Source organism: Paenibacillus sp. FSL M7-0896 (genome assembly GCF_037975415.1).
GTDB classification, from domain to species: Bacteria; Bacillota; Bacilli; order Paenibacillales; family Paenibacillaceae; genus Paenibacillus_AQ; species Paenibacillus_AQ silagei.
Map to the genome: position 1 here is coordinate 4,399,241 of NZ_CP150250.1, position 26,026 is coordinate 4,425,266.

Below are 26,026 nucleotides of genomic sequence, written 5' to 3' on the forward strand. Positions count from 1 at the left end.
CTCAATTATTCTATGAGTTGACGGCTTCCGTCTTGTAGTTCCAGTCACGCACATCCGTGAAGCGTCCTTTGATGGCTGCCGCAGCCGCCATGGCAGGAGAGACCAGATGCGTGCGTCCTCCGCGTCCCTGTCGTCCTTCGAAGTTACGGTTAGAAGTAGAAGCGCAGCGCTGGCCCGGCTGCAGAACATCCGGATTCATCGCCAGGCACATACTGCAGCCGGCTTCACGCCATTCAAATCCAGCTTCGGTGAACACTTTGTCCAGACCCTCCTTCTCGGCCTGCATCTTCACGCGCCCGGAGCCTGGCACAACAATAGCTGTAACTTTGTCAGATACCTTATAGCCTTTGGCTACTTCAGCCGCAGCCCGCAGATCCTCAATCCGGCCGTTGGTGCAGGAGCCGATGAAGACATAATCAATTCCGATCTCGGAGATCGGTGTACCGGGAGCCAGATCCATATATTCAAGCGCCTTCTCGGCTGCTTTGCGTTCATTCTCGGTAGTGAAATCAGCAGGGTTCGGTACGGTGGAGTTGATATCCGTTCCCATACCAGGGCTAGTTCCCCAGGTAACCTGCGGGATAAGTGTTTCTACATCGAATTCGACCACAGTATCATACTGGGCGCCTTCGTCACTAACAAGGCCCTTCCAGGTCTCAACGGCGGCATCGTACGCTTCACCCTGCGGCACATATTGACGTCCGCGCAGATAGTTGAAGGTTGTCTCATCCGGTGCGATCAGGCCCGCTCTTGCTCCGCCTTCAATCGACATGTTACAGACGGTCATGCGCTCTTCCATCGACAGCTCACGGATAGCTTCGCCGGTATATTCGATAACATAGCCAGTTGCAAAGTCCGTTCCGTATTTGGCAATTACGCCGAGAATCATGTCTTTGGCAGTCACACCCGGATTACGTTTGCCGGTGAAGCGCACTTCCATGGTCTTGGCCTTGGATTGCTGCAGACACTGGGTGGCAAGCACATGCTCCACTTCGCTGGTGCCGATCCCGAACGCCAGTGCACCGAAGGCTCCGTGTGTGGAGGTATGGCTGTCCCCGCAGACAATCGTCTTGCCGGGATGGGTCAGGCCAATCTCAGGTCCCATGACGTGAACGACACCTTGGTCAATATCATTCAGGTCAAACAATCTTACGCCGAAATCACGGCAGTTCTGCGAGAGCGTATCAATCTGCTGCTTGGAGATCGGATCGGTAATATTGTAACGGTCCTTGGTAGGCACGTTATGATCCATTGTCGCAAAGGTAAGTCCCGGACGGCGGACTTTACGGCCGCTCAGACGCAGCCCTTCAAACGCCTGCGGAGAAGTAACCTCATGAACGAGATGCAAATCGATATAAATAATGCTCGGCTTGCCTTCTTCCTGATGAATAACGTGATTATCCCAAATCTTCTCAAACATTGTCTTGTTGCCCATGAATTTCACCTCATAATAGTAGAATCGTTCCTATGAAGAGAGCGTGGAGTCTCTCTTGAATGTTCTAAATATAACATCACCACGTTTATAATTCCAAGATATGATTTCTATAGCGCTGATAGGCTGTACCTATGAGACACAAGATTTTAACAAAAGGCTCTTGCAGGATTTCACTTCCTAATATTCATACCCTCACTAATCTTCTGAAGGAACTTGTCCAGCACCAGAGACCTTTTCCGCCTGCTTAAGGGAAGCAAGGTTCCATCATCAAGACGAATTTCAATATCATCAACCGAAAAAATATATTGAATATTTACTATACAAGTTCTATGTATATCAACAAAACCCTGCTCGCTATATTGCGCTATTAAATCTATAAATTTAAATCCGTGCAATAAGTAGGTTCTCCTTTTGGTATGTAAATAGCTTTTCCTGTTTACACTTCCAAAAAACATTATATCATTTAAGGGAACTTTGATTAACGCTCTTTTATCGCCTGTGATGGTAACTTTAAAAACTTGAAGTTGCGGGTTATCATCTTTTATAGCAGTTACCACACGATCTATTATTAAAAATAATCTTTCGTTCATGAGTCTTTTAGGTAAAAAACCGCTTATATCATACTGGAAGGTATTTAAAACCTCTTGTTCGGAAGAAGTAACAAATACCAGCTTGAATTTTTTATCGAAAAGGCGCAGTTTTCTCGCCACTTCTTTCCCATCCATTACCGGCAAGTCTAACTCCAAAAAAATGATATCGTAATACGAATGATATTGCTCAAAATCATCAATTAGTTTTTTACCATTTGTATAAGTGTAGATGGTTGTATTGACTTTTAGCCTTTTGAATATTCTTTTTGCTTCAGATACAATGCTATTCAAAAATTTAACATCATCATCACAAAATGCAACATTTAGCATTCAACCACTACCCTTCATTATTTTTGTGGCATTAAATTTGGTTCGAGTCGAATCTATTATTCTTCATCCATCTGCCATTCTTACCATATTTTCCTTATAATAATAGCATAAAATCAGAATCAACATTGGTCAAGATACTAGTCATAATTAAAGATTCTTAAGGAGGTTTTTTAGATTGAAGAGTAAAATTTTGCTCATTGATGATGAAAAAGGAATTATCTCTATTCTGAAGAATTACTTTGAGTCATCAGGTTATCAGGTATATTCAGCTCTTAGCGGAAATGAAGCACTTGAAAGAGTCCATTGTCAGCCCGATATTATCCTGCTTGATATCAATATGCCAGACATCGATGGTATTACAGTTTGTCAGCGAATTCGCAAGTATATTTCCTGTCCAATCCTTTTTCTAACGGCTAGAGTTGAAAGTAACGATAAAATTATCGGTTTTCGCGCAGGAGCAGATGACTATATCCTCAAGCCCTTTGATATTGATGAATTGGGGGCAAGAGTAGAAGCCCATTTACGTCGCGAAAATCGTATGCATAAGCAATCTATAATCCGTTTTTTTGGAGATCTTACCGTAAATTATTCTAACAGGGAAGTTTCTGTCTCCAGTTTTGTTGTACCACTGTCAAAGAGAGAATTTGAAATTGTAGAACTGCTTTCTATGAATGCCGGGCAAGTTTTTGACCGCGACCACATTTATGAAGCCATTTGGGGAACTGACGGAGAAGGAAGCAGCGATACGATTATGGAACATATTCGTAAAGTTCGTGCGAAACTCGCGGTATTTACTCAGAAAAGCTACATTGATACGGTATGGGGGGTAGGCTATAAATGGAACGGATAAACCATATGAGTTTAAAAAAAGCATTCTTTTTTCTATCGGCCATATTTTTACTTATCGCTTTGCTCCTGAGCGTCATATCAATTTGGGGGATCAGCGAAATTTCCAGGCATTATGGGCCGTCTATTGAATTAAAGATGGATGGCAATGATGTCAGAGCCACACCAGTGCCCCCAGAACCTGCTTACCCGGCATGGTATCACATTTTTAGCATCCTGCAATTTGCGCTTCCCACTCTATATGTACTAACAGGATTATTTTTAGCTGATTGGCTTTTTTATAGGATTAAGCTTAAAATGCCCCTGGCCGCTCTGCAAAATGGAGCCCGGCAAATTATGCACAACAACCTGGACTTCTCGATTGTATCTTCTGCAAGTGATGAGCTTGGACAGCTCTGTGACGCATTTGAAACGATGCGATGTGAGCTTCTGAAAAACAACAGGGAACTGTGGCGGCAAACTGAGGAGCGAAAGAGGTTAAATGCTGCTTTTTCTCATGACTTGCGGAATCCCGTAACCGTAATCAAAGGCTCGGTAAAGCTGCTTAAAATGGGAATAACAAGTGGAAAACAAACAAAAGAAGAGATCGGTGATACACTTTCATTACTTGAAGAGTATTCCGGCAGGATTGAAGCTTTTATAGAAACGATGAGCAGTGCCCAGAGATTAGAGGAAATGCAATGCAATTTAAAACAGGTTCAGTGGTCGGCTCTAATCCAAGAGCTTTCGGTAAGTCTGACGATATTACGTAAAGACAAGAAGCTTAATCTGCATGATAATAACGCCAACAAAAACGAGTGGATTTGGGTTGATCGGTCCATTGTTTATAATGTGGCAGAAAATCTCGTTTCGAATGCCGTCCGGTACGCCCGTAAGCAAATTAGTGTTGCTGTCACCTGCGATGATTCCAGTATGCTTCTTACTGTTCAGGATGATAGTGAAGGCTATTCTCAAAATATGTTATCCCGCGGTACAGAACCGTTTTTACGCGGAGATCATCCTTCTGGGGATTCAGGGCATTTTGGGATGGGACTGTACATTTGCCGGCTGCTCTGTGAAAAACACGGAGGCACCCTAGCCTTACAAAATACAGAAAATGGTGCAATGGCAACGGCTTCATTTAATATTTTGAAATCTTGAGCATTTTTTGAGATTTATATTCTACACTCTCCTTATCAATTGAAAAGGAGAGTTGTGTATGTATATTGAGGCAAAAGACCTTTCAAAACTTTATGGCAACGGCGAAAACAGTGTCATTGCCCTTAATCATGTTAATTTAGAAATTGCGCCTGGAGATTTCATTTCCTTTATGGGGCCTTCGGGTAGCGGGAAGAGCACATTGCTTCATCTGTTAAGCGGTCTGGACAAACCTTCATCCGGCAGTGTTATCTACGATGAGAAAGATATCTACCTCACCAGTGACAAGGAGCTTTCCGCTTTTCGTCGCCAGAAAATCGGATTTATTTTTCAACAATTCAACCTCTTACCTGTCCTGACCGCAAGGGAAAATATTATCATGCCTCTGCTGTTGGACAAACGCCAGGTGGATGAGGCTTATCTTAAAGACCTAACAGATATGCTTGGAATCAAAAGTCGAATGACCCACTTGCCCAGCGAACTCTCTGGTGGCCAGCAGCAACGTGTCGCCATTGCCCGAGCACTAATTGCAAAACCTGACATTGTCTTTGCTGACGAACCCACGGGAAACTTAGATAGTAAAAGCGGCAACGAGGTTATGAGTTTACTCTATGATATTTGGCGTACGATGCGCAAAACCCTTGTGGTTATTACCCATGACAACCAGATCGCACGCATGGCGGAACGACAATTTGTTATTGTAGACGGCCTCCTTTCGGAGGTGGCGGCGAAATGAAATCCTATCGTTCTCTTGTATGGAAAGAGTTGAATAACCAAAAGATCACTTCCGTCTTAATTTTAATTGCAATTATTCTATCTACAATTATGACTACGGTTATCGGCCAATCCCTTGGTATATTAAGTGCTTTGCGTCAACAGCAGGCTGCAGCACTTAATGGCAACCGTTATGTTACTTTTCATCAACTTACACAAGAGCAAAAAGAGAAGCTTAACTTCGATAATAGATTGTCGTTCTCAGGTAGCTTTATGAATATCGGCACCTCAGTAATACCGAATACTAAACTTTCTATTTGGCTTCGTGAATATGAAGATGATACACTTTCAGTCTACCCATCCATAACACAACTTTCATCCGGACGCTTACCTCAGTCACCCCATGAAGTTGCCTTACCACAAGATGCATTAAATCTATTGAATTTTTCCGGCAAACTTGGAGACCACATTACATTGCCGATCCGTATCTCGCTTATACGGGACGATCAGGCTCCCTTTGAATATAAGACTACCTTCACTTTAACCGGCATTTTAAAAAGTAATTACTTAGGGTATGTATCCGGCGGTGTTAACGGTATTGCCGGTCAAGGAACAGCGGAACAGCTGCTGCCGAAAAAATACCAACTGTACTCCACAGATGTTCGTATGATAAACAAAAATCACTTCCAGAACACGGTTGATGATATCGCCGCTCAATTTGCTCTGCCTGAATATTGCATTCAGTACAACGACATCCTTCTAGCAGCAGTGGGTATTGATTACACCCATAAGAGCGATGACTCAGACAATGGTTCCGGTTTTCCCTTTATGGCCGTTGCAAGCGTTCTCGTTGGTACTCTTGTTCTTTTAGCCTCCGGTCTTGTTATTTATAACATTTTGAAAATCTCTGTAACGAAACGCATCCGCGAATACGGTACATTACGCGCTCTTGGTGCGGAACGCAGTAAACTATATATATTAGTATCGCTACAGCTTGCCCTACTCTGTGGAATAGGTGTTCCTGCAGGGATCACTTTTGGCATATTGTTTGCCAAAGGAATTACCATCTCCGCAACCAGCCTCTTGTCTCCGGACCTGTTTCTAACAAGTTCATCGGAAGAATTAGCCCTGTTGATAGCCAAAAATAGTTCCGGGAAAATACTTCCTCTGCTCATCAGTACAGTAATTACATTATTGTTTGCATATCTTGCAGCATTCCCTGCCGCAAGATATGCGGCAAAGGTTTCTCCGACGCTCGCAATGTCAGGTCCGTCAATACGGGTTGGACGAAAAAATCGAAAGGCTCGGCGTATACGTTCCTTCGAAGCCTTCTACGCAAGAATGAATATGAAGCGAAATAAAGGCAGAACGACAATTACTATCTTATCATTATTTATGAGTATAACGGTATTTATAGCATTACAGAGTTTTTCCACATTATTGGATACGAGCACTGCCGTACAAAAAATGCATATTGGTGATTACTCCATTACCAATAAGACAACTGGTTTTTCTCCAGAAGTGGTGAAGGAACTCAAATCCTTAGCAGATATAACTTCCGTTTCCACCTTGAAATATAGCCTGTATACACAGGATAGCAAGGGGCAGATGCCAATTTCCACATCTTTTTCACTACAGCCAGGCGAGGCGCTGCATATTATTGGTGTTGATGAAGATCGGTTAAAAATGATCGCACCAGCACTTACCCAACCGGAACTCCAGGATTTAAAAGCAGGAAAAGCCTGTATTATCAAAAATCCCATCGCCATAAATTATGGAGATACCCGATTAAGCAGTACCTTAATTTCCGTAGGCGATAATATATCTGTCAATAACTTGACGTTACAAGTTCTGCATGAAAGCAGTAATTCAATCACACTGGATAATGACGGATTTGTAAACGGGGTTCAAATCATTGTATATGATACGATCTACGATCAGATTACAGAAACAATCAATTATTCGGAGTTGTATCCTGTCTTGTCACCCAACGCTGATAAGGAAAATGTTGAGAAAGTTATTACTCAAATAAGTGAACAAGCTGGAGGGGGCCAATGGCTTTCTTATCAAGATACAGATACACAGCTTGCAGAAAGCTATCAGCAGATCAAATGGTTAGCATGGGGATTGATTCTGTTTATCGGGCTTATAGGAATTCTAAATATAATTAATACCGTGTACACAAATATTCATACCCGTATTACTGAAATCGGGGTTCAGCGAGCGATAGGCATGAGCATTTCAAGCTTATACAAGACCTTCCTTTGGGAAGGCGCCTATTACGGAATTATCGCAGCTATCGCCGGTTCTATAGCAGGGTATTCATGTTCAATCTTTGTAAGTGCTGCTAAAACAGACACCATAGAGCTTATCCCCGTTCCATTTCTCCCCATTATGGGAGCTGCATTTATTTCTATTGTGGTTTGCTTAACCGCAACATGTATTCCACTCCGCAAAATCGCAGACATGAGTATTGTGGATTCCATAGAGACCGTTCAATAGCGGATGAACAACTTCAAAAATACATCAGCAGAAATACTCCTGATGTATTTTTTTATTCGTCATTCATTTCTTTAGTATGTTCAATAAATTTGGTTAATGTGCTTATTGAACTAAAAACTCTATAATCAACACCATTATAATTAATGCTGACACCTGTAATCGCTTCTATTTCTTTTAAAATCTCAAAAAAATCATTTGGATACAATAAATCAATTAATTTAGTGCTCGCTAGTTGCTCTGCGGTAATATCTCTATCTCTTTTCTTAAAATATGAGAACAATATTTCTTTTATTTCGTTATTTAGTTTGCTTTGGCCTAGAACTTCAACCGAATCGAAATTTAGTGTATTAGCACCAATAACATCGTTTGTTTTCCATAGTTTTCTTTCGGCAAATGTTTGCAATAATACTTCCAGTTCCTCGTATTTCAAATCAGGTTTCTTGATTAATATATTCAATACTATACCTGTAACAGTTGCGGTAGCCTTACTCGTTCCGCCAAACATTTTATATGAATCACTTATACTCTTTACTAAATTAGGCGTTTTATTAGCGATACATTGGATCACCTTGCTTTTATTGTACCAATAATCACTGTTCCCCTGAAGTATAGCACCATTTATACCGATTGCTCCATCGCATGCAGCTGGATAACCCAAATAACCTTGATTAGGTGCTGAAGATATTATGATCTTACCCTCACTCTTGAGTTTATGTATAATTGGTTGTAGCCTTGATCTGCTTTTTTTCTTAATTGTAGTTAAGCTAAGATTAATTGTCCGAATATTAAGTTTACGCGTATACTCCAAGGCTTCTATTAAGGTATCAAGTGAACTCTCCATATTTTGATTTAATGCTTTAATCGCAAAAATATTGGGCTGCGCTTCACACATTTGCGCTATTATATTCGCACATTGAGTACCATGACCATTATCGTCTTCGAAATCGCTATCTTCATCAGTCAAACCCATACCACCGATAACATTTCCAATGGAGTTCTCTTGAACTATTCCCGTATCAATAATGATTACATCAGGATTCATTTTTGATCTCCCTATAGTTGCATATAATAAGTATGGGTAGTGATTTTAATCACTTACCCATTATATAAAAATAGACTAGGAATGCTGAAATGGTTTTTTTAAGTAAATTTACCTACTTGTTCACATTAAAATGCGCAAGTAATTTTACAGCTGAATGTAACAGAGCAACCTGCTGGGTTAGAGGCACTTTTTCCAGACCAATCGGCACAATCATCTTTACAACCTTGCCCTTTTACTTCTAATGCATTAATTTTGTCCGCAATTTTTTTAATCTTTAAACTCATAATAAGTCCTCCTTCTTCGCATTCCTAGCTACTTCTATCTCTAAACTGATTTTAAAAAACTATAATTGGCATTTTCAAAAGCACATATTGTTGCTGAAGGACACAATCCGTCATCAGTTAATAATTCATTGAGGTATCGGCATCTTACAGTAAGACAACTGCTATAATTATTGCACCCTTCACATTCCATCATGTTGCAGTCATTAATTCTTGAGATATCTGCTAAGTAATCATTATTAATTCCTCCTAGATGTACTGAACCGATTTTATATTTAGTATCTCCTACAACATAGGAACACGGATAAATCTCTCCGGTTGGGTCAATGTGAATACTGCTATAACCGCCAGAACACTTATTTTTCTTGAAAATATTATTTTCTAAGATTGGAATTTCCACATTTTTTTCATCTAACCTATTCCTTAAATAATATTCTTTCAACAAACCAAGCTGATCTAAATAAGCATCTATATGTTTCTCATCCCAACTCTTATCGAAATAGTCAGGGATACAGACAATCACTAAGAATCCCAATTCTATCAAATGTTTAATACTTTCAAATAAATGAGAAACTGTTTGAGCACCAAATGTAACTCTAGCCCTAATATTCTTCCTTTTTTCCAATGTCATATTAACCTTATTTATAATTGCATCATAAGAACCTGTACCATTTGAGAATAGCCTTGTTTGATCGTGAACCTTTTTATCGCCATCAATACTTATTGAAAAATCGTAATTCATATTTTCCGCCAAGAATTCAATCTTCTTTTTGTCAAGTAACACTGCATTTGTTGTAATACCAAACATAACTATTTTTTTATATGTGGCGAATAATAATTTCAGTCGTTCAGTAATGTATGTTATTAGGTCATAATTTAATAATGGCTCCCCTCCATGGAATTGTATAATTAATGGATCCTCTGACCAATTATCATTAGTACTATAGTTCTCTTGGATAAAATTAATTATTTGATCCGCAGTATTGCGATCCATATCTATTTCCTTTTTGTCGTTTCCTTCATAACAATAGCTGCATCTCAGGTTGCATGCTTTAGTTACCCAAATTCCTATTAACATTGCTCAATCCTCCCATACAATCCTTTGGAAGTTACGTTTCAGTTCTGGACAAACACTTTCATAAAAACCATCATTGCTCTCTATAAGATCTAAGTAATGCAAGCAATTCCAGCAAAATAAATTAACATCACAATCTTTACACTTTTCATGTTTATCAGGCTGTAAATACTCCCAATTTTGATATCCATCATATTTTTTAAATTCACCACTCCCCAGAAAACTGCTTAAATCTTCTATCTCCAATATATTGCCTACATAATATTTATCTCTCTCCAATAAACCGCAAGGATATATCTGTCCTTTACTATTTATATAAATCTCTTTAAATAACCCCCCACAGAGACAAATATGAACATCATCAATGTCAAGATTCATCATTCTTATTTCTTCAATTTGAACTTCTTTTTCTTTAGGCTGCAATGAATCTTTATTATCTTTTCCTCTTCCAATTGGGCTAAAAGCCCTTGCAATGCCACGGGTTCCTAATTCTTTATTTAATTCCTCAAATTGATTGCGTAATACATAGTTCTCCTTAGTCAAGACCATTGATAATGAAATTTTATCGAAATGGTGATTTTTTAATAATTCAACCGAATGCAAGACCTTGTTAAAAACTCCTTTTCCACGTATTGTTGAACATGTGTCTTCATTAACACCATCAATACTAAAATCTATTGCTGATACATGCGCCACTAGTTGTTTCACATTTTCACTATTAATTAATGTCCCATTCGTCATTACTCTGATTTCACCATCGTAAATATCATTCAGGTGAGATAGAATCTCAAAAAAATCCTTCCTAATTAAAGGTTCTCCACCCGTTAAGCAAATACTCTTGGGTTTTGATTTAACCACTTTATTCAAAACCGTTTTTAGAACATCCGTGTCCAACGGATCGCTCAAATTTGTTAAGTCAGAATCCACGCAGCAATGTTTGCATCTGAGATTACATCTGTTGGTAATTGCTATATCAACACTGAAATTTTTATCGAACAGTAACATCTCTTCCGTATCGGCCAGCAAATTTTCTTTGTACAAAAGTTGCAACAGCTCGAAGAAGTATTCCTTATCTTCCTGGTCTTCAAACGCTTCAATCAGTTCATTAGTCGTTGCGCTTTCCTGCATGGCAAGTTTAAGTATTTCATAACATTCCTGACTCATTTTCATCCATTTTCCATTCCTTCAATTCCCTAAAATCACTTTGTTTCCATGAGTCAAAACTTTAGTAAACTGACCTAACATAATATTCCTGTTCATTTTCTTGTTCCTCCGCTAGCATTATTTTTCTATCACATATATTTAAGATTTGCTCTCTATGTGTAATAATTAATGCTGTTTTTCCTTCTAGTTTTCTTCTAATCACATTGCAGATTACCTTTTCTGCTTCAATGTCCATAGCTGAAGTGGGTTCATCTAACAAGTATATAGATTTATTCTGAAGGAAGAGGCGTATTAACGCTATCTTTTGTACTTGTCCACCCGAAAGATTTAATGAATTTTCTTTAATCATTGTATCGAGCCCATCAGGAAAATCCTTTATTGCTAAGCAAAATTCCTTCATCGTCTCAATAATCTCATGATCACTATAGCGATTTTTAGTATCCAGAACATCCCTTAAAGAACCGCTTAATATAAATTCACTTTGTAATAAGCAACCGACTTGATGATGCAGATAATCCGTTTGGTAATCTCCAATAATCACTTCATCTATTAGAATTTCCCCTTTTTGAGGTACACAGAGCTTCGTAAAGAGTTTCATTAAGGTTGTCTTCCCGCATCCATTTTTGCCTACGATTCCTACTACTTCACCCGGTTGGACCTCCAATGATAACCCTTTCAATATTTGATTGGATTCTTCATAGCTAAAATCAATTCTATTCACACTAATCTTGCCTGATAGATCGAGGTCAGGGGTGTAATTTCCTTCTTGAATAACCTCTTTATTATCCAAAACTTCAAATATCCGTCTAAAAATAGGAATGTTTTTTTTGAAAGATATATACTCACTACCAATCGAATTTATTGGGCCAAACATTCTTTGTACATAAATGATTAAACTGAATAAAACACCTACTGTCATCGTCCCTGATAATACTCTTTGCGCCCCCATGAGCAGCACTACAAAAATAATGATTACGCTATAACTTGAAACAATACTAAACAACACAGTAATCATTCTTAATTGTTTTATTGCTTTTTCTACTACAGACCGGTTCTTCTTGCAGTAACCACAATAAGCACGTTTTACTTCACCTGCCATTTCAATATGATTCACATTATTTAGTATTTCATTTGTATAGGATGAGAAATCTGCAATTTCTTCTCTTAATGGCACCACATATGCTTCAATTTTTTTACCGTATTTTTTTTGAATTAAAGCAAATGAATAAGTAAGCAATATTAAAATGATTCCAATAGTTTTATCTATGTAGATTAAATATGCGGAAATGCCTACTGCAATTAATGTATTGGATAAAATTCCGCTTATTGATTTTGTGAAAAGGCTTTCTATTGATGAGATGTCTTCTTCTAAAACTGTAAACATGTCTCCAACCTTATGCTTGCTCCAAAAAGCTACATTGGTATTCATTAATTTTTCAAAAACCATTTCTTTTATTTCAGAAACAAAGCGTTGTGAAAATTTATAGAAGCTAACTTGATATAAATATTGGAAAGCAACCATCGTACATCCTACAATCAGCATAGTAATAGTGTAATTGGCAATATCTCCAATGTTCCTATTGCTTATTCCTAAGTCAACTATTTTACTTATGTAACTTGGAAATATAATTGACGAAACACTATAAATTAAAACAAATATTATGCATTTTATTTGTTGAAGTGTAAAATCCAAATATCTGAGTCGACTAGAACCGTTTAAGTACTGTAAGCACTTTATCCAGTAATACATTTAGTTTTATCCCTTCGATTTGTGTATTATTTTACTTTTTTAACATTATTATTATCTATAAGACAATCATTTTCTTTCAATACACTCATAATAAACATAAATGTAGAAATATGCCATATTCCTCGACCGAATGGTGCTTTTCTCTCACCCAATGGTTGGTTATGCCAAATTTAAATCATTTCCCCAATATGACAGCTACTGCAACCCTTGTAAAAACCGATGTAATCAGACCGATTTATAGGATATACTTATAAGAAAGCGGATTACTATTGATGGTACCTAACCTGTAAGGAGGTTTGAAATGGAACTGCGTCAACTGCAATATGTCCTGCAAATTGCGGCTGAGCGTAATTTTTCCCGGGCAGCAGACAAGCTGCATATCGCTCAGCCTTCACTCAGCCAGCAACTCTCCAAACTGGAAAAAGAACTGGGTGTCCTTCTTTTCCAGCGCAATACCAGTTCAGTTGAGCTGACTCATGCCGGTAAGAAATTCGTCGAGCAGGCTCAGACCATCATTGATGCCGTAGAACTGCTGCGCCAGGAGATGTCGGATATATCCCAGCTGCGCACCGGACGGGTTGTGGTTGGCAGCATGCCGATCACCGGTGCGCATCTGCTGCCGCATGTGCTGCCTGCCTTCAAACGCAAATACCCCGAGATTGAAATCACGCTGCTGGAGGACTCCTCCATGAATCTTGAGAAGCTGACAGCCAGCGGCCAGACAGATCTCAGCCTGCTATCCCTACCACTGGAGATTCCGACTCTAGCTCATGAGGTTCTTGGAGAGGAACGGATCGACCTGGCAGTCCCGCCTGAGCATCCGCTGGCGGCGCGGATGCTGCTGGGTACACGAACTTCGCTGACCGAGCTTAAGGATGAACCGTTCATCGTGCTCAAAGAAGGACAGGGCTTCCGCAAAATGACGGTGGAGCTATGCCGTGGAGCCGGATTTGAGCCGCGGATTGTCTTCGAGAGCAACAATATGGAGACCGTCCAATCGCTTGTAGCCACCGGAATGGGCGTAACGCTCGTGCCACATTTCATTGCACGGGCACCGCGGAGTGAATTCGTGCCTGTCTACCTGCCCTTGGCTGAACCGGTACCCAGCCGTACTCTGGTTGTCGCTTACCGGCGCGGACGCTATTTGTCCCGTGCTGCGGAAGCTTTCATTGAAACCTTCCAGACAACGGTCGCCGGACTGGCAGGCGAATAAGCCGGCGGAAACAAATGCCCATCCAGCTCTTATCATGAGGCCGGATGGGCATTTGCTATATTTTGGCAGAAGCAATTATTTATTTGCGCAAATTATACTGCGTGATCATACGGTTCTGGTCATCGGGCATACGGGTAGTACTCTCGTCAACCGGTCCTTCTGTGCGGGAATCTCCGGCTTTTTCCTCGACAAATTCTCGGATCGCTTTGTTTTGAAATTCGGCGGCTTCTTTGGAATTCTGATTCTGTTCCTGTCGGACATTAGTCTTCTTACTCAATTCAATCCACCTCCTGGTAACTGATTATAAATACTTTACCCGTTCCCCTGAAGGACAACCAGGAAATCCGCTCCCTGCCCCAGCAGAAAAATATTCGTCCGGAGCTCTTTGCAAACCCTGCTTCCGCATGGTATTCTAAATGACAAATAGTGAAACGTGCTGACGGGACCAGTAAGAATGGACGTATATTCGTGTGCAGAGAGTAAATTCCTGAAGGCTGGGAGAATTTACCGCGAAGGTCATTCTGAATCCTACCCCTGAGCGGCCTGCCCTGCAGGACGGATACTCCCGTTATGAGAATGAAGTCGGATGAACCCTCATCAATGAAGGTGGTACCGCGGAAGTTAATCAAGCTTTCGTCCTTTGCTAAGTCTAAGGATGGGGGCTTTTTGTCATTTCCGGGTGTTACAGGCATTTCAATTCGAGAGGAAAGTGAAAGACAATGACGTCAAGAATTGTGGTCAAAATCGGCAGCAGCTCACTCACAGGTCCCGAAGGCGGCCTTAATCGTGAGGCGGTCGCCTTCTTCGCCGCCGAGATTGCAGCGCTCCGCAAGGACGGCTGTGAAGTGCTGCTGGTCACCTCCGGGGCGGTCGCAGCCGGCTTCCGGGGCATCGGCTATGCTTCCCGCCCAAGGCTGCTGCATGAGAAGCAGGCGGCGGCGGCGGTAGGACAGGTTATGCTGATGCAGGCTTATCAGGAGGCCTTCGCAGGCCACGGTATACCCACTGCTCAGATTCTCCTGACCCGTACGGACTTCTGCAGCCGCCGGGCCATGAACAACGCCATGATGACGGTTGAAGAATTGCTCCGCCAAGGCGCCGTGCCCGTGTTCAACGAGAACGATACTGTATCGGTGGATGAGCTGAAGTTCGGTGACAACGATACCTTATCGGCGCTGGTTGCCAATCTGCTGAAGGCCTCGCACCTGCTGGTGCTGACCGATATGGACGGCGTCTACAGCGGCGATCCCCGCAAGCACCCGGATGCTGTGCGGTATGAGCACATAGAAGAGATTACGCCTGAGATCTATGCCATTGCAGGCGGTGCGGGCTCAAGCGTGGGCACCGGCGGCATGCGCTCCAAGATCGACGCGGCCAAGATCGCCACGCGGGGCGGAGTTCCGGTCTTCGTGGGCCAGGTTAAGGAGCCAGGGGATTTATCACAGGCCGCAGCAGGGACGGGCAAGGGCACTTATTTTGCCACCACACTCTCCTCTCTGCCGGTCAAAAAACAGTGGCTGGGCTTCATGTCTACCCCGCTCGGATCACTGTATGTCGATGACGGTGCTGTTGAAGCGCTGCTCCACGGGGGCCATAGCCTGCTGCCGGTCGGGGTTAGACGGATTGAGGGAAGCTTCCATTCAGGGGATGTCGTCGAAGTGCTCGGCCCGGATGCGAAGCTGCTTGGGCGGGGCATCGTCAATTATGATGATAGCCAGCTCCGCAGCATTCAGGGGCTTCCGAGCCGCGAGATTGTGCCCAAGCTCGGTGAAGTGCACCGGCTGGAGGTGATCCACCGGGACGAATGGATCACACTGCGTTAATCTTGCACAACCTATTGTATATCCATATGCCAACATAATTTTTTTGAGGAGGAATTGCCATGAGTGAAGTGGTTAACAAGACAACGCTGGCCAAAGCAACCACAGGGGTACTCGCAAGCCTGACTACCGCCCAGAAGAATGAAGCCCTGCTGGTGATGGCTGCCGCCCTGCGTGCCGAAGCTGATTACATTATTGCCGCCAACGCCGAAGACCTGGAACGCGGCCGGTTGAACGGCACACCGGAGTCGATGCTCGACCGGCTGGCCTTGGATGCGGGACGGATTGACAGTATAGCCGAAGGCTTGCAGCAGATTGCCGTTCTGCCTGATCCGGTTGGAGACAATCTGGAGACCATCGAACGTCCAAACGGCCTGCACATTGAGAAGGTACGGGTTCCGCTTGGGGTCATCGGCATTATCTATGAAGCACGCCCCAACGTCACCGTTGACGCTGCCGGACTATGCCTTAAGACCGGCAATGCCGTGGTGCTGCGCGGCGGCTCCTCCGCCCTCTCCTCCAACCGTGCCATCGCCGAGGTGCTGCACCGCGCACTTGCCGGTACCGCCCTTCCGCCGGATGCCTTGCAGCTGATCGAAGATCCTAACCGTTCCTCCGTGGATGAAATGCTGAAGCTGAACGGACTGCTGGATGTCATCATCCCGCGCGGAGGAAGCTCTCTGATTCAGAATGTGGTTCTGAATGCCACCGTACCGGTTATTGAAACAGGAGCAGGCATATGCCATACTTATCTGGATGCAAGTGCCAATCCGGAAATGGCCCGGCGTATTAGCGTGAATGCGAAGGCCCAGCGGCCTTCGGTCTGCAATTCAATGGAGACACTGCTGGTTCACCGTGCTTACGCCGAAGAACATCTCGCCGCACTTGCCGAAGCCTTCCGCGAGGCCCGTGTGGAGCTGCGCGGCTGCCAGGATACCGTTGCTCTTATCCCTTGGGCTGTGCCTGCCACACCAGAGGACTTCGCTACAGAATACAATGATTATATTCTAAATATTCGTATCGTTGACACGCTGGAAGAGGCTCTCGGACATATCGCGGAATTCGGCACCAAGCATTCCGAATGTATTGTGACTGAAGACGCGGCGAATGCTGCACGCTTCCTGCAGGAGATTGACGCTGCAGCGGTATATCACAATGCATCTACCCGGTTCACGGACGGCTTTGAGTTCGGCTTCGGTGCCGAGATCGGCATCAGCACCCAGAAGCTCCATGCCCGCGGGCCAATGGGACTGCCTGCATTGACTTCAAGCAAATATATGATTCACGGCTCCGGCCAAATCAGGGGTTAACTCACTCAACTTATAGGGGGACTGCCAGCCATGTGCCAGCAACCAGCAATTCCGCTCATCAATCATAATATCGTTTTTTACGGCGCAGGCTCGATGGCTGAGGCCATTGTGCGGGGATTGATCGCCCGGAATGTAGTGGAATCGGGCCGAATTATTATGCTGAACCGCAGCAGCAGCGAGCGCCTGGCTGAGCTCCGCAGCCGTTACGGCGTGCTCGGCTATAATGCTCCCGAGTCCAAGCTCGAGGCTCTGCGCACTGCGCCGGTCATCGTACTAGCCATGAAGCCCAAAGACGCTGCGGAAGCGCTCCGTTCACTGGGACCGCTGCTGTCGCCGGATCAGCTCGTCATCTCCGTCATTGCCGGGCTGACCATCCGTACGATGCAAGGCTTACTGGGTAACCCGCAGCCTGTGGTCCGCACCATGCCGAACACCTCTAGCTCCATCGGCCTTGGTGCTACCGGGATTGCCTTCTCCAAGGAGGTTGGCGAAGACAGCCGCCGTACAGCGCTTAACATCTTCGAAGCGATCGGCCTGACGGCGGTCATTGACGAAGAACGGATGGAGACCTTAACAGGGATCTCCGGCAGCGGACCGGCTTACATCTATTACATGATGGAAGCGATGATCGCTGCCGGTATCCGCGGAGGGCTGCCGCTTGCGCAGAGCCGTGAGCTGACCGTCCAGACCGTGCTTGGCGCAGCCAGGATGGTGCAGCAGACCGGTGAAGAGCCTGCCTCCCTCCGCAAGAAGGTAACCTCGCCGAACGGATCTACCCAGGCGGCCATTGAAGTACTGGAGCGCGGCGATTTCTTCGAGACCGTCATTTCCGCCGTCAACCGCTGTGCGGAACGTTCCCGCGAGATGGGCTCGGCTCTGGAGCAGGAGCTGCACTAATTTTTCGGCCTAGTTATTGATATTCTTCCTACAACATAACAGCCCGCAGTTCCTTCCATGTGAAGGAATTGCGGGCTGTTCGCGGGTTGTGAGGCATAATCCCGCCAGCTTCAAGTGCATTTATGCCCTTCATTTTGCTCAATAATCCACTTTTGCTCAAATCAAGTGCATTTATGCCCCTCACCCCCGCTCCCCGCCCACTCTCGGCCAACTCATTAGCAACAAAAGTAAAAAAAAGTGCCCCTTAAGCCACATACATGACTTAAGGGACACCTTAACCGGCCGGGACTTGCCCTGGACCGGCATATATCTATTTCGCTCCGCTCATCTGCCGCCGCCCCGGAATTTCTGGGAATAGGCTTTGACATCCTGGGCATTCTTCACCCGGTTGCGGGCCCATTCCAGCAGAATGCGGTCAATGTAACGGAAATGAACCTTTCCTGCAAAGACCGACTCCTTCAGCGCGAGCCGAATCAGCTCCTCCGGATAGCGGTCTTCATCCACCCAACCGGAAATAGATTCACATTCCATGGGGGACAGCGGACGTCCGAATTCCTTCTCGAAAATGCTGAACAGACTCCGTCCGTTTTCTGACTCCTTGTCACCCGGCACAGCCGGGCGGCCATAGCCGCCGTCCGGTGCGGTAGCCCCGGAGTGATGAGCCACTGCCCGGGCCCCCGGCTCCCGCCCGCTCTGGCCGGGCTTCTCCTGGGCATTCTCCCGCGAGAGTTCTGCCAGATAAGCTCCCAGCTTCGCGTACAGGCCGGAGAAGTTATAGCGCTCATAATGGATGTCCCTCAGCTCGTCGTTATCTCCGTCGATGCTGATGAACCCCTCCTTCATGAGCTTCTGCAGTTCTCCGGCAATCACCGGAATACTGCGCCCGGTTACTGCCTGCAGCTCCTCCAGGGAAGGGAAATCAATTCCCTCCACCTGTCTGAAGGAGAGCAGATGAATCAGCAGCATGGATTCACTGCCTGTCAGATTCAGCTTCCGGTAATATTTCAGGAGTGCATAAGGAATGACGGCCATTCCGTTCTCCAGGCCGAAGGCTACGCCCTCGCCCCAGGTATTCCAACCTTTTCCGTCCATACTTAAGCCCCCTTTCCCTATTCTTTAAGGGTAAAGACGGTACAGTGTACGAGGGAAGGCAATCGTCTCACGAACATGGTCCAGACCGCAGATCCAGGCTACTGTACGCTCCAGCCCCAGACCGAAGCCGGAGTGTGGAACCGTGCCGTAGGTGCGCAGATCCATGTACCATTTGTAGGTGTCCATCGACAGGTTATGTTCCTTGAAGCGGGCTTCCAGCAGCGCCGGATCATCAATACGCTGTGATCCGCCGATGATCTCGCCGTAGCCTTCAGGAGCGATCATATCCGCACACAGCACCACTTCCGGACGATCAGGATGCGGCTTCATATAGAAAGCCTTGAAGGAAGCCGGATAGTGGGTAATGAAGACCGGTCTGTCGCTCATCTCGGCAATCGCCGTTTCATGAGGAGCCCCGAAATCATCGCCCCAGGCAATTTCGTAGCCTTTTTCGTTCAGGAACTTAATCGCATCGTCATAGCTGATACGCGGGAATGGTGCTTTGATGTTCTCAAGCTTCGAGACATCGCGGCCCACTGCTTCCAGCTCGGCGCGGCAATTCGTAAGCACGGACTGCACGACAAAGCTGATGAAATCCTCCTGCACGCATAAGCTCTCTTCATGATCGGTGAAGGCCATTTCCGGCTCAATCATCCAGAACTCGATCAGGTGGCGGCGGGTCTTGGATTTCTCTGCACGGAAGGTAGGGCCGAACGAATAGACGCGTCCCAGCGCCATGGCTGCGGCTTCCATATACAGCTGCCCGCTTTGGGTCAGATAGGCGTCTTCATCAAAATACTTGGTGTGGAACAGGTTGGTCGTGCCTTCTGCTGACGTTGGGGTCAGAATCGGCGGGTCCACCTTCGTGAAGCCGCGCTCATTGAAGAACTGCTGAACCGCGCGGATAATCTCCGCACGAATGACCATGACCGCCCGCTGCTTGGAGGAACGCAGCCAGAGATGACGGTGATCCATCAGGAAATCGACGCCATGCTCCTTGGGTGTAATCGGGTAATTCTCGGTAATATGCAGGACCTCAATTCCCGTAACCGTCAGCTCGTAGCCTGACTGGCTGCGGGGCTCCTCACGGATGATTCCAGTCACATACAGGGAGCTTTCCTGGGTAAGGCTCTTGGCATCATCCCAGACCTGCTCAGGGACCTCTGATTTCACCACAACCCCCTGGATATAACCGGTACCGTCGCGAAGCTGCAGGAACTGAATTTTACCGCTGGAGCGTTTGTTGTTCACCCAACATCCGATGACAACAGTCTCTCCGACATGCTCATTCACGTTCTTGATTACACTCTTGTTAGCCATGCCTGTAATCTCTCCTCTAATTTAGCTGTTAATTCCTTGCACAATACGATAGGTATCGCGTGCAATCACCAGCTCTTCGTTCGTTGGAACCACAAGTACCTGTACCTTGGAGCTTGCAGTAGAGATACGGCGCGGATCACCCGAACGAACCTTGTTGGCTTCAGCGTCCAGCTCAATACCCAGATAGGACAGGTTGCGCAGGACCTTCTCGCGAAGCAACGACGCATTCTCCCCTACACCGGCAGTGAAGACGATAACGTCTGCACCGTTAAGTGCTGCGGTGTAAGCCCCGATGTATTTGCGGAGACGGTATTCGTACATTTCGAAGGCCAGCGAAGCATTCGGCTCGCCCTTCTCGTATCCTTCGATAATCTCCCGCATGTCGCTGCTGATCCCGGAGATCGCCAGCATACCGCTGTGCTTATTAAGCATAGAGTTGACTTCACCATGAGTCAATTCTTCCTTGTTCATGACGTAAGGAACAATAGCAGGGTCGATGTCACCGCTGCGTGTACCCATCATCAGACCTTCAAGCGGAGTCATCCCCATCGAAGTATCTACAGAGATACCGCCGTCTATAGCCGTGAGGCTGGCACCGTTACCGATGTGGCAGGTAATGATCTTCAGCTCTTCCAGCGGACGTCCGACAAACTCAGCCGCAGCTTTACTTACATAATCATGGGAAGTCCCATGGAAGCCGTAACGGCGGATCTTGTATTTGCTGTACAGTACTCTTGGAATAGCATACAAATATGCTTTCTCAGGCATTGTGGAGTGGAAGGCCGTGTCGAAAATAACGGTCTGCGGCACACCCGGCATATTGCTCTCAGCAGCCAGAATACCAAGCAGCGCGGCAGGGTTATGCAGCGGAGCCAGGTCGAACAGACGGCGGATTTCGGACTTGGCTTCCGTAGTAACAAGTGCGGATTCCTTAAAGCTCTCTCCTCCGTGTACTACGCGGTGGCCTACAGCATTAATCTCGTTAATGGATGCAATGACTCCGTGTTCCTTGTCAGTCAGATTCGCCAGAACCTTGCGGATCGCTGTAGTGTGCTCCAGAATTTCGCTAACCTCGGTAACTTCCTGTTTGCCGGTTGGTTTGTGGGTCAGAATGGAGGAATCCATACCGATACGCTCAACCAGACCTTTGGCAAGTACGGATTCATCCGTCATGTCATAGAGCTGATATTTCAAAGAAGAACTGCCTGCGTTAATTACTAATACTTTCATATCCGGTCACCATCCTTGTCATACTTGAAGAAGCCTTCGCCCGATTTCGCACCCAGTTGTCCTGCACGCACCATCTTCTTGAGAATGGTCGAAGGACGGTACTTGAGCTCGCCGTATTCACGGAACATGTTCTCCAGTGCGGCAAGAACGGAATCCAGACCGAAGCGGTCTGCCATTTCAAGCGGCCCGTTCTGGAACTGGTAGCCGATGCGCATAGCGTCATCAATATCTTCAGGAGAGGCAACCCCTTCCTGGAGCACATGCATAGCCTCGTTAATGAACAGGCAAATGAGGCGTGAAGATACAAATCCGGGGGATTCGTAGATCATAACGCCTTTTTTCTCAACAATCTCATCGACAAAGGCTTTGGTATCTTCAAATGTGCTGTCCGAGGTTTTCAGACCGCGCACGATTTCAACCAGATCCACTTTACCTACAGGGTGTATGAAGTGCATGCCGATAACGCGTTCCGGATACATTGTAGAGCTTGCAAGCTCAGTCAAGCTAAGCGTTGACGTATTGCTGGCAAGAATAATGTGGCTCGGACACACCTGATCGAGCTGATTGAATACCTTTTGCTTGGCTTCCAGATCTTCAACGATGGTCTCAATGACCATATCGCAGGAGCTCAGTTCAGCGAAGTGTGTAACCTTCTGGATACGGCCCAGGATCAGCTTCTTCTCCGCCTGGGTAATCGCCCATTTCTCCAGCTGCTTGTCGAGACTGGTCTCGATCATTTCATAGGAGTAGTTCAGCCGTTCTGCAGTTTTTTCCACCAGCATGACATCCAGGCCCTTGGCTGCCAGCATTTCGGCAATCCCTTGTCCCATTGTGCCTCCGCCGATGACACCGATCTTCTTAAAATTCATGTAAAAGTCTCCATCCTTTCAGGTATCTATACTTCTGTATTGTACCTTGTCTGTCGAAAAAAATAAGTAGCCCGACATATAATGATATCTTAGCATGTCTGAAAAGTAAAAAAAAATAACCGGCATAAAGAATTATGCCGGTAAAAGGACACTGTCACGAAATTGACAACGAAATTGCTCTCCGGAGAGGACTTCTTCCTTCATTAAAATGTCAAGGGAGTAATCAAATATATTTCTCTGCTTGTCCAGCAGGTCATTTGTGCGGATCATAAGATCATCCAGTATCTTACTGTTTTCCTTCATTAATTCTTCGGTGGTAACCATTTGCAGATTCGCAATACCCAGCGAAGTGAGCCCTGACTTCATCATGGTCTCAACGATATTCAGCGCCTGATCGAAGTCTCCACGGGAACCGGTACTGCGTCCGCCGTAATACATCTCTTCGGCAGCCGCTCCTCCAAGAGCAATCATGATCTGGTTCTCCAGGTAATCCTTCGTGTACAGATACTGCTCGGTCTGCGGATTATGCCGGACATACCCTAGAGCCTGACCGCGCGGGGTCAGTGTGACCTGGCTAACGCTTCCGGGGCGCAGCAGCTCAGCCATAATAGCATGTCCAAGCTCATGGATCGCTACCCGCTTCTTCTCTTCATGGTTGGTCTCCCGGTCGGTCTTCTCACCCATCATGACCTTGTCGATCGCCATCGACAGATGACGCTGCTCTACCAGGGTCAGATTCTCGCGCATCATGTAGATCGCAGCTTCGTTCATCACGCTCTCCAGCTGAGCACCCGAGAAGCCGTAAGCTTCTTCGGCGATTTTATCCAGATCCACGGTATCATGCAGCGGCTTGTTCTTGGCATGCAGGTCGAGAATCGACTTGCGGCCCTTCTTGTCAGGCATATCCACCTGAATATGGCGGTCAAAACGCCCCGGGCGCAGCAGCGCAGAATCAAGCATCTCCTTGCGGTTCGTTGCGGCTACCAGCAGGATGCGCGGGGTATCGTTGTTATAAATTCCGTCCATCTCCGTCAGCAGCTGATTGAGGGTCTGATCATATTCGCGCTGTTGTCCGCCTTCGCGCTTCCCGCCGATGACGTCGATTTCATCAATGAAAATAATGGCGCTTTGCTTATTCTCCTTGAGTGCGCGTGTGCGGGCATCCTTGAACAAATCGCGTACGCGTCCCGCACCCACACCGACATACATCTCAACGAATTCACTACCCGAGGCAGCTACAAACACGGAGCCCGTATAATGCGCCGCAGCCTTGGCCATCAGCGTCTTTCCTGTTCCAGGAGGACCTGTAAGCAGAATTCCCTTGAGCGGGCGAATCCCGAACTTGCTGATTTCTTCATGCCGGATCAGGAAGTCCAGCGCTTCACGCAGCTCCTGCTTGGCATTGTCCTGTCCGCCGATCTCTTCAAAGGTCAGCTTAGAGGGGCCGTTCTTCTTGCGCTTCTTATCTGCACCTGCATTAACCGTCAGTCCGCCGCGGGCATGGGCAATGAACAGGAGCGCGGCAACCATGCCCAGCGCTATGATTACAGGGAAGATATTGATCCCCACAAAAGCCATAAAAATCAGCATGACCGGAACGAATCCGGCTACAACCTCTTTCCAGTACTTAGGCATTGTTCCACACTCCCATCTTGGCTGCTGCACGCGGCAGAATGATAAATTTGCTCTCTTTGCCGTTGCTCAGGCTTACATATACATTATTGTCGTCAATCTCTGTGGTAGCTGTAACCCCACTGTACTTGCTCTCCTGCTCCTTCAATCCGTCCAGCTTAGCTGGTATCAATGTATACTTCCGGCTCTCCATCGCTTCTGCTACAGAGAACATCGCTTTATCCCAATACTCATCCAGCAGTTCACTCGGCTTCTGTTCCACATCCAGCTTCAGGGTCCGTCCGTCAATAGCAGTGCTGCCTTCTCTTGATACATACTGTACCAGTTCACGTAATTTCGTGCCCGGCTGCAAATCCAGTTTCAAAGTGACCTCATTGCGTTTAATAGTAATATGGGAATCCTTCACTCCCTCGTAGGATGATACCAGCTTCTGCAGCGGCTCCTGTACCACGAATTGACGGTAGGAATACCAGCCACCAAACAATAATGCAGCAGACAGCAGAGACGTTAGCAGTACAGGCATAAGACGCAGTTTCAAGAAACGTCCTCCTCTCAATAATGACCGAGCATAACTCTATAATAAAGACCAGCCAGCGTGTCTAGCGCCCATCCGAGACTGACATGCTCTTAAGCATGTCTTAGTACAAGTAGTAGTATATCATAGGTGTATATACGATTTTACATTAAGTTGTGAATATATTTAAAATTTTTGATACTAATTTCTGGATGTTTCAATAGATAATCATTTTAGACCGGCCAACTGTTACTCCAGATTACGCTTGATTTCAGCCATCATATATTCTGCAAAATCAGTTAATTCGCGCGGTTCATAGCCTTCGGCGACTGCCGCACCGCAATATTCCTTCAGACACTGTCTAAGCAAGCCGTGATAGACTTCCGGCAACTGCTGCAGCCCCCACTCCCCGGTGATTTCTTAATATGCAAAATCCGCCGCCAGATCAGCATCCTCAAAGCCGCCGCACACATAATTCTCATCAGTTCTGTACCGCTCTAAATGCGCTTCCGAATGACGATCAGCAGATCAATTTCGCTTTAATCTTATCCAAATGTGCTAAAATTTCCTATTTCATCTTCCTCGACATATATGTAGGTTAGCGCTAGCAGACGAGGTATACACTCCGTATATCAATTGATGTATCTCAAACTTTTCAACATGATGGATAAAAAAACGGAGGAACAGATAATCTGTCCCCCCGTTTTTATTCTGCCGCTCACCGCTTAGCTTAACGGTTCGGCAGGCTGTACCCCTCACCGATGGCGCTGCCATCCTTGAAGCGGTAAAAGTTATAATAGAATCGCCCGTCTTTTTTGTAAAATAGCTGCCAGGCATATTCCCCGTTGTATACACCGGGCAGCAGCCGTTCGATCGTAATGTCCGGCAGCTGGGCGGCTATGATTCCGCGCATTTTCTCTTCTGAGGTGCCATTGCTCAGTTCCTCAGCATACAGGTCATTGTCGCCTCCGGCAGGCTTGCCCTCCAAGGTGAAACGGACCCACACCATCAGCTCGGTCCCTGATTCATTTTTACCGGTCAGCACCCAGTAGATCTCATTCTCATTCCATACAGATTTCTGGGCCTTGGTTACCTCTGTTAGTCCGGCACGCGCCCGGGCCAGCTCCTTGGCCTCACTCCGCTCGTTCCACTGGTCCTTCATAATGTAGGCATAGAACTGGCTAAGTCCGAACAGAAGGAGCAGCACCACGGTAATCCCCAGCCAGATCCATTTTCTCCTCTTCTTCTTCACCACGCTGCTTC

Annotated in this window: 24 protein-coding genes; 8 read left to right on the forward strand and 16 right to left on the reverse strand. The window is 45.8% G+C overall.

The features are described from left to right. Positions 1-10 precede the first annotated feature (10 nt). Together leuC and MKY12_RS18975 are read right to left on the reverse strand one after the other, a co-directional pair. Entirely contained in the window at positions 11-1,435 is a 1,425-nt protein-coding gene (gene leuC / locus MKY12_RS18970; protein ID WP_036727197.1) for a 3-isopropylmalate dehydratase large subunit, read from the reverse strand. Positions 1,436-1,605: 170 nt separating this feature from the next. After that, complete coding sequence (locus MKY12_RS18975; RefSeq protein ID WP_339310344.1) at positions 1,606-2,355, reverse strand: LytTR family DNA-binding domain-containing protein; 750 nt, start codon at positions 2,353-2,355, stop codon at positions 1,606-1,608. 175 nt (positions 2,356-2,530) lie between these two features. Between MKY12_RS18975 and MKY12_RS18980 the strand changes: the two genes are divergently transcribed. The 4 genes from MKY12_RS18980 to MKY12_RS18995 are packed head-to-tail and all read left to right on the forward strand — an operon-like array spanning position 2,531 to position 7,554. Further along, positions 2,531-3,205 (forward strand): response regulator transcription factor, encoded by a 675-nt coding sequence (locus MKY12_RS18980; protein WP_339310346.1) that lies wholly within the window; start codon positions 2,531-2,533, stop codon positions 3,203-3,205. After that, positions 3,193-4,341, forward strand: a complete 1,149-nt coding sequence (locus tag MKY12_RS18985; RefSeq protein WP_051478161.1) for a HAMP domain-containing sensor histidine kinase — start codon at positions 3,193-3,195, stop codon at positions 4,339-4,341. Before MKY12_RS18980 ends, MKY12_RS18985 begins: the two co-directional genes overlap by 13 nt. Positions 4,342-4,393: 52 nt before the next feature. Further along, on the forward strand, positions 4,394-5,074 hold the full coding sequence (locus MKY12_RS18990) for an ABC transporter ATP-binding protein (protein ID WP_200869566.1): 681 nt from the start codon (positions 4,394-4,396) through the stop codon (positions 5,072-5,074). After that, positions 5,071-7,554, forward strand: a complete 2,484-nt coding sequence (locus tag MKY12_RS18995) for an ABC transporter permease (RefSeq protein WP_036727205.1) — start codon at positions 5,071-5,073, stop codon at positions 7,552-7,554. The genes MKY12_RS18990 and MKY12_RS18995 overlap by 4 nt, the downstream gene beginning before the upstream one ends. 52 nt (positions 7,555-7,606) lie before the next feature. On the opposite strand, the gene MKY12_RS19000 is transcribed toward MKY12_RS18995, so the two are convergent. The 5 genes from MKY12_RS19000 to MKY12_RS19020 all read right to left on the reverse strand — a co-directional run bounded on the left by MKY12_RS19000 (position 7,607) and on the right by MKY12_RS19020 (position 12,866). After that, positions 7,607-8,596 (reverse strand): S8 family serine peptidase, encoded by a 990-nt coding sequence (locus tag MKY12_RS19000; RefSeq protein WP_209869910.1) that lies wholly within the window; start codon positions 8,594-8,596, stop codon positions 7,607-7,609. Positions 8,597-8,721: 125 nt separating this feature from the next. After that, a complete protein-coding gene (locus tag MKY12_RS19005) occupies positions 8,722-8,880 on the reverse strand; it encodes a hypothetical protein (protein WP_179090430.1) in 159 nt (52 codons plus the stop codon). Between the two features lie 40 nt (positions 8,881-8,920). Next, entirely contained in the window at positions 8,921-9,955 is a 1,035-nt protein-coding gene (locus tag MKY12_RS19010) for a radical SAM protein (protein ID WP_209869913.1), read from the reverse strand. 3 nt (positions 9,956-9,958) lie between these two features. Beyond that, positions 9,959-11,122, reverse strand: coding sequence for a radical SAM protein (locus MKY12_RS19015; protein ID WP_339310349.1), 1,164 nt, complete (start codon positions 11,120-11,122; stop codon positions 9,959-9,961). A gap of 55 nt (positions 11,123-11,177) precedes the next feature. After that, positions 11,178-12,866, reverse strand: a complete 1,689-nt coding sequence (locus MKY12_RS19020; RefSeq protein WP_339310351.1) for an ABC transporter ATP-binding protein — start codon at positions 12,864-12,866, stop codon at positions 11,178-11,180. A gap of 301 nt (positions 12,867-13,167) precedes the next feature. On the opposite strand from MKY12_RS19020, the gene MKY12_RS19025 reads away from it, so the two are divergent. Then, on the forward strand, positions 13,168-14,079 hold the full coding sequence (locus tag MKY12_RS19025; protein ID WP_036727207.1) for a LysR family transcriptional regulator: 912 nt from the start codon (positions 13,168-13,170) through the stop codon (positions 14,077-14,079). A gap of 79 nt (positions 14,080-14,158) precedes the next feature. Here MKY12_RS19025 and MKY12_RS19030 read toward each other — a convergent pair whose 3' ends face one another. Beyond that, positions 14,159-14,356 (reverse strand): hypothetical protein, encoded by a 198-nt coding sequence (locus MKY12_RS19030; RefSeq protein WP_036727208.1) that lies wholly within the window; start codon positions 14,354-14,356, stop codon positions 14,159-14,161. A 442-nt stretch (positions 14,357-14,798) separates the two neighbouring features. On the opposite strand from MKY12_RS19030, the gene proB reads away from it, so the two are divergent. From proB to proC, 3 genes are read left to right on the forward strand one after another with little or no spacing between them, the layout of a single operon-like run. Continuing rightward, entirely contained in the window at positions 14,799-15,902 is a 1,104-nt protein-coding gene (gene proB / locus MKY12_RS19035) for a glutamate 5-kinase (RefSeq protein WP_036727210.1), read from the forward strand. Positions 15,903-15,961: 59 nt separating this feature from the next. Continuing rightward, complete coding sequence (locus MKY12_RS19040) at positions 15,962-17,209, forward strand: glutamate-5-semialdehyde dehydrogenase (RefSeq protein WP_036727212.1); 1,248 nt, start codon at positions 15,962-15,964, stop codon at positions 17,207-17,209. 30 nt (positions 17,210-17,239) lie between these two features. Continuing rightward, positions 17,240-18,106, forward strand: coding sequence for a pyrroline-5-carboxylate reductase (proC, locus tag MKY12_RS19045; RefSeq protein WP_339310354.1), 867 nt, complete (start codon positions 17,240-17,242; stop codon positions 18,104-18,106). A gap of 324 nt (positions 18,107-18,430) precedes the next feature. Here the strand turns inward: proC and MKY12_RS19050 are convergent, their stop codons facing one another. The 8 genes from MKY12_RS19050 to MKY12_RS19085 form a co-directional block, all read right to left on the reverse strand. Next, positions 18,431-19,198 (reverse strand): DnaD domain protein, encoded by a 768-nt coding sequence (locus tag MKY12_RS19050; RefSeq protein ID WP_339310356.1) that lies wholly within the window; start codon positions 19,196-19,198, stop codon positions 18,431-18,433. A gap of 24 nt (positions 19,199-19,222) precedes the next feature. Next, positions 19,223-20,518 carry an asparagine--tRNA ligase gene (gene asnS / locus MKY12_RS19055; protein ID WP_339249271.1) on the reverse strand — a complete coding sequence of 432 codons (1,296 nt, stop codon included), beginning with the start codon at positions 20,516-20,518 and terminating at the stop codon, positions 19,223-19,225. A gap of 21 nt (positions 20,519-20,539) precedes the next feature. Continuing rightward, on the reverse strand, positions 20,540-21,748 hold the full coding sequence (locus MKY12_RS19060; protein WP_209869932.1) for an acetate kinase: 1,209 nt from the start codon (positions 21,746-21,748) through the stop codon (positions 20,540-20,542). Further along, complete coding sequence (locus tag MKY12_RS19065) at positions 21,745-22,617, reverse strand: 3-hydroxyacyl-CoA dehydrogenase NAD-binding domain-containing protein (RefSeq protein ID WP_339249273.1); 873 nt, start codon at positions 22,615-22,617, stop codon at positions 21,745-21,747. The genes MKY12_RS19060 and MKY12_RS19065 overlap by 4 nt, the downstream gene beginning before the upstream one ends. Before the next feature lie 132 nt (positions 22,618-22,749). Beyond that, entirely contained in the window at positions 22,750-24,252 is a 1,503-nt protein-coding gene (locus tag MKY12_RS19070) for an AAA family ATPase (protein WP_036727224.1), read from the reverse strand. Beyond that, complete coding sequence (locus MKY12_RS19075; protein ID WP_339249277.1) at positions 24,245-24,787, reverse strand: hypothetical protein; 543 nt, start codon at positions 24,785-24,787, stop codon at positions 24,245-24,247. Before MKY12_RS19075 ends, MKY12_RS19070 begins: the two co-directional genes overlap by 8 nt. A gap of 225 nt (positions 24,788-25,012) precedes the next feature. Beyond that, on the reverse strand, positions 25,013-25,180 hold the full coding sequence (locus tag MKY12_RS19080; RefSeq protein WP_339257537.1) for an aminoglycoside adenylyltransferase domain-containing protein: 168 nt from the start codon (positions 25,178-25,180) through the stop codon (positions 25,013-25,015). 313 nt (positions 25,181-25,493) lie between these two features. Then, entirely contained in the window at positions 25,494-26,015 is a 522-nt protein-coding gene (locus tag MKY12_RS19085) for a DUF5590 domain-containing protein (protein ID WP_339249280.1), read from the reverse strand. Positions 26,016-26,026: the final 11 nt, after the last annotated feature.

What these genes read in the sequence shown, in the direction of transcription:
- leuC (WP_036727197.1), bottom strand. Translation starts at nt 1,435, where the DNA reads ATGGGCAACAAGACAATGTTTGAGAAGATTTGGGATAATCACGTTATT.
- MKY12_RS18975 (WP_339310344.1), bottom strand. Translation starts at nt 2,355, where the DNA reads ATGCTAAATGTTGCATTTTGTGATGATGATGTTAAATTTTTGAATAGC.
- MKY12_RS18985 (WP_051478161.1), top strand. Translation starts at nt 3,193, where the DNA reads ATGGAACGGATAAACCATATGAGTTTAAAAAAAGCATTCTTTTTTCTA.
- MKY12_RS18995 (WP_036727205.1), top strand. Translation starts at nt 5,071, where the DNA reads ATGAAATCCTATCGTTCTCTTGTATGGAAAGAGTTGAATAACCAAAAG.
- MKY12_RS19000 (WP_209869910.1), bottom strand. Translation starts at nt 8,596, where the DNA reads ATGAATCCTGATGTAATCATTATTGATACGGGAATAGTTCAAGAGAAC.
- MKY12_RS19005 (WP_179090430.1), bottom strand. Translation starts at nt 8,880, where the DNA reads ATGAGTTTAAAGATTAAAAAAATTGCGGACAAAATTAATGCATTAGAA.
- MKY12_RS19010 (WP_209869913.1), bottom strand. Translation starts at nt 9,955, where the DNA reads ATGTTAATAGGAATTTGGGTAACTAAAGCATGCAACCTGAGATGCAGC.
- MKY12_RS19015 (WP_339310349.1), bottom strand. Translation starts at nt 11,122, where the DNA reads ATGAAAATGAGTCAGGAATGTTATGAAATACTTAAACTTGCCATGCAG.
- MKY12_RS19020 (WP_339310351.1), bottom strand. Translation starts at nt 12,866, where the DNA reads ATGTATTACTGGATAAAGTGCTTACAGTACTTAAACGGTTCTAGTCGA.
- MKY12_RS19025 (WP_036727207.1), top strand. Translation starts at nt 13,168, where the DNA reads ATGGAACTGCGTCAACTGCAATATGTCCTGCAAATTGCGGCTGAGCGT.
- proB (WP_036727210.1), top strand. Translation starts at nt 14,799, where the DNA reads ATGACGTCAAGAATTGTGGTCAAAATCGGCAGCAGCTCACTCACAGGT.
- MKY12_RS19040 (WP_036727212.1), top strand. Translation starts at nt 15,962, where the DNA reads ATGAGTGAAGTGGTTAACAAGACAACGCTGGCCAAAGCAACCACAGGG.
- proC (WP_339310354.1), top strand. Translation starts at nt 17,240, where the DNA reads ATGTGCCAGCAACCAGCAATTCCGCTCATCAATCATAATATCGTTTTT.
- MKY12_RS19050 (WP_339310356.1), bottom strand. Translation starts at nt 19,198, where the DNA reads ATGGACGGAAAAGGTTGGAATACCTGGGGCGAGGGCGTAGCCTTCGGC.
- asnS (WP_339249271.1), bottom strand. Translation starts at nt 20,518, where the DNA reads ATGGCTAACAAGAGTGTAATCAAGAACGTGAATGAGCATGTCGGAGAG.
- MKY12_RS19060 (WP_209869932.1), bottom strand. Translation starts at nt 21,748, where the DNA reads ATGAAAGTATTAGTAATTAACGCAGGCAGTTCTTCTTTGAAATATCAG.
- MKY12_RS19065 (WP_339249273.1), bottom strand. Translation starts at nt 22,617, where the DNA reads ATGAATTTTAAGAAGATCGGTGTCATCGGCGGAGGCACAATGGGACAA.
- MKY12_RS19070 (WP_036727224.1), bottom strand. Translation starts at nt 24,252, where the DNA reads ATGCCTAAGTACTGGAAAGAGGTTGTAGCCGGATTCGTTCCGGTCATG.